Annotated in this window: 1 rRNA gene; it reads right to left on the bottom strand. The window is 58.3% G+C overall.

The window, feature by feature from the left end:
- Positions 1 to 358: 358 nt before the first annotated feature.
- Positions 359 to 3,167 (bottom strand): 23S ribosomal RNA (locus MKK88_RS00035).
- Positions 3,168 to 3,366: the final 199 nt, after the last annotated feature.

Genomic DNA, 3,366 nt, shown 5'->3' with positions numbered 1-3,366 from the left:
GCCGCCCTGCGGGTTCGGATCCGCCACCACGCGGAGCGTCCGGCCATCGGGCAGGTACCACCACGTCTGGTTCGCCTCGGCGGCCCGGTAGGCGGCGAGCACGCCCTGCTTCCAGCCACGGAAATCGGCGTGCTCCTCGATCACCTGCGTGCGAAACGGAAGCTCGAGGAGCACGCCGCTCGAGCCACCAGACCGGCGCATCGCAATTCGTTTGGCACCGGGCGGCGCAGGGTGCTGCGACGGCCAGTGCTGTGTTCGGCAAGCAGGCAGCGGATATGCTGCGGGTCTTCTTATGTTGTGTGTCTCTGGCTTCGCCAGCCTTGCGGCTGCCGAACCAGTCCGGACACGGATCACGAGAGCGATCAAGCCAATCGGGCGATTAGTACCGGTCGGCTCAACGCGTCGCCGCGCTTGCACCCCCGGCCTATCGACGTGGTCGTCTTCCACGGCCCTCAAGGGAGGTCTCGTTTTAAGGGGGGTTTCCCGCTTAGATGCCTTCAGCGGTTATCCCGTCCGTACGTAGCTATGCTGCACTGCCGCTGGCGCGACAACAGCTCCACCAGAGGTACGTTCATCCCGGTCCTCTCGTACTAGGGACAAAGCCTCTCAAACCTCCTACACCCACGGCAGATAGGGACCGAACTGTCTCACGACGTTCTGAACCCAGCTCACGTACCACTTTAATCGGCGAACAGCCGAACCCTTGGGACCTTCTCCAGCCCCAGGATGTGATGAGCCGACATCGAGGTGCCAAACGACCCCGTCGATATGGACTCTTGGGGGTCATCAGCCTGTTATCCCCGGCGTACCTTTTATCCGTTGAGCGATGGCCCACCCACGCGGGACCACCGGATCACTATGACCGACTTTCGTCTCTGCTCGACCTGTCCGTCTCGCAGTCAAGCGGGCTTATGCCATTGCACGCGACGAGCGATTTCCGACCGCTCTGAGCCCACCTTCGTACGCCTCCGTTACGCTTTGGGAGGCGACCGCCCCAGTCAAACTGCCTGCCATGCGCGGTCCCGGACCCCGATCAAGGGTCGCGGTTAGACCACCATATCGCCAAGGGTGGTATTTCAAGGACGGCTCCATCCAGGCTGACGCCTGAACTTCATAGCCTACCACCTATCCTACACATGCCGACACGAAGGCCAGCGCAAAGCTACAGTAAAGGTGCACGGGGTCTTTCCGTCTGACCGCAGGAACCCCGCATCTTCACGGGGAATTCAATTTCACTGAGCCGATGCTGGAGACAGCGGGGAGATCGTTACGCCATTCGTGCAGGTCGGAACTTACCCGACAAGGAATTTCGCTACCTTAGGACCGTTATAGTTACGGCCGCCGTTTACCGGGGCTTCGATTCAAAGCTCTCACCTCTCCTCTTAACCTTCCGGCACCGGGCAGGCGTCAGGCCCTATACGTCGTCTTACAGACTTCGCAGAGCCCTGTGTTTTAGATAAACAGTCGCCACCCCCTGGTCTGTGCCCCTCTGCCCTACTTGCGTAAGACAGAGGCCTCCTTATCCCGAAGTTACGGAGGCAAATTGCCGAGTTCCTTCAGCATCGTTCTCTCAAGCGCCTTGGTATACTCTACCAGTCCACCTGTGTCGGTTTCGGGTACGGTCTTACGCGGAGGCTATTTCCTGGGACCCCTTCACCGCCTGACCAATCCGATAAGGTCAAACGATACACGGCATCCGTCACCATCCGCTGGCCGGGGAATGTTCGCCCCGTTCCCATCGACTACGCCTTTCGGCCTCGCCTTAGGGGCCGGCTAACCCTGCGCAGATTAACTTTACGCAGGAACCCTTGGACTTTCGGCGAGAGTGTCTTTCACACTCTTTGTCGTTACTCATGTCAGCATTCGCACTTCCCATACCTCCACGGCCCCTCACAGGTGCCGCTTCGCAGGCCTAGGGAACGCTCCGCTACCACTCACCCCCGAAGGAGTGAATCCGAAGCTTCGGCTCGTGGCTTGAGCCCCGTTACATTTTCGGCGCAGGACCCCTTATTTAGACCAGTGAGCTGTTACGCTTTCTTTAAAGGATGGCTGCTTCTAAGCCAACCTCCTGGTTGTTTTGGGAGTCCCACATCCTTTCCCACTTAGCCACGAATTGGGGGCCTTAGCTGTCGGTCAGGGTTGTTTCCCTCTCCACGACGGACGTTAGCACCCGCCGTGTGTCTCCCGCGCAGTACTCTCACGTATTCGGAGTTTGGTTGGGTTTGGTACCGCTGTGGGCGGCCCTAGCCCATCCAGTGCTCTACCCCGTGAGGTATTCACGCGAGGCGCTACCTAAATAGCTTTCGCGGAGAACCAGCTATTTCCGAGTTTGATTGGCCTTTCACCCCTAGCCACACGTCATCCAAGACCTTTTCAACGGGCACTGGTTCGGACCTCCAGTGGGTGTTACCCCACCTTCATCCTGCACATGGCTAGATCACTCGGTTTCGGGTCTAAAGCCACGAACTGAACGCCCTGTTCAGACTCGCTTTCGCTGCGCCTCCACCTATCGGCTTAAGCTCGCTCGTAACTTTAAGTCGCTGACCCATTATACAAAAGGTACGCGGTCACCCAGGACGAACCTTGGGCTCCCACTGTTTGTAAGCATCCGGTTTCAGGTGCTGTTTCACTCCCCTCGTCGGGGTGCTTTTCACCTTTCCCTCACGGTACTGGTTCGCTATCGGTCGCTGAGGAGTACTTAGGCTTGGAGGGTGGTCCCCCCATGTTCAGACAGGATTTCACGTGTCCCGCCCTACTCGAGTCCTGTGTTTCGTCCGTCCCGTACGGGGCTGTCACCCATCGCGCCGGCCTTTCCAGACCGTTCCGGTAAACTCAACACAGGCACTGGCCTGATCCGCGTTCGCTCGCCACTACTGACGGAGTCTCGTTGATGTCCTTTCCTCCGGGTACTGAGATGTTTCAGTTCCCCGGGTTCGCTTCAAACCCCTATTGTATTCAGGATTTGATACCTTCATGTGACCAACCGTATTGAGGAACCAGGCTCGCGCCTGGTCCCACAATACGGAAGGTCGAAGGTGGGTTTCCCCATTCGGAAATCCCTGGATCAAAGCTCGTTCGCAGCTCCCCAAGGCTTATCGCAGCGTACCACGTCCTTCATCGCCTCTCAGCGCCAAGGCATCCACCGAATGCTCTTAAGGCACTTGATCGCTCTCGTGATCGATGTCCGTCGCTGATCCGACAGCCGTAAGGCTGGCCGATCAGCGCGACACGGTCACAAAAAGACCAGCGATCCGATCGTTTCCGATCAAATCGCCGTATGCTTGCCGAACATGACCGCCAGAGTTCACAGATCTCTCTGCCCCAACGGCCACATTCCCTCTTCACGATGTCACTGATGTCTTCGCC

Source organism: Methylobacterium sp. E-005 (assembly GCF_022829725.1).
Taxonomy (GTDB): domain Bacteria; phylum Pseudomonadota; class Alphaproteobacteria; order Rhizobiales; family Beijerinckiaceae; genus Methylobacterium.
The sequence above is the reverse complement of the archived record's forward strand: the minus strand, read 5'-3'. Positions and strand labels throughout refer to the sequence as shown.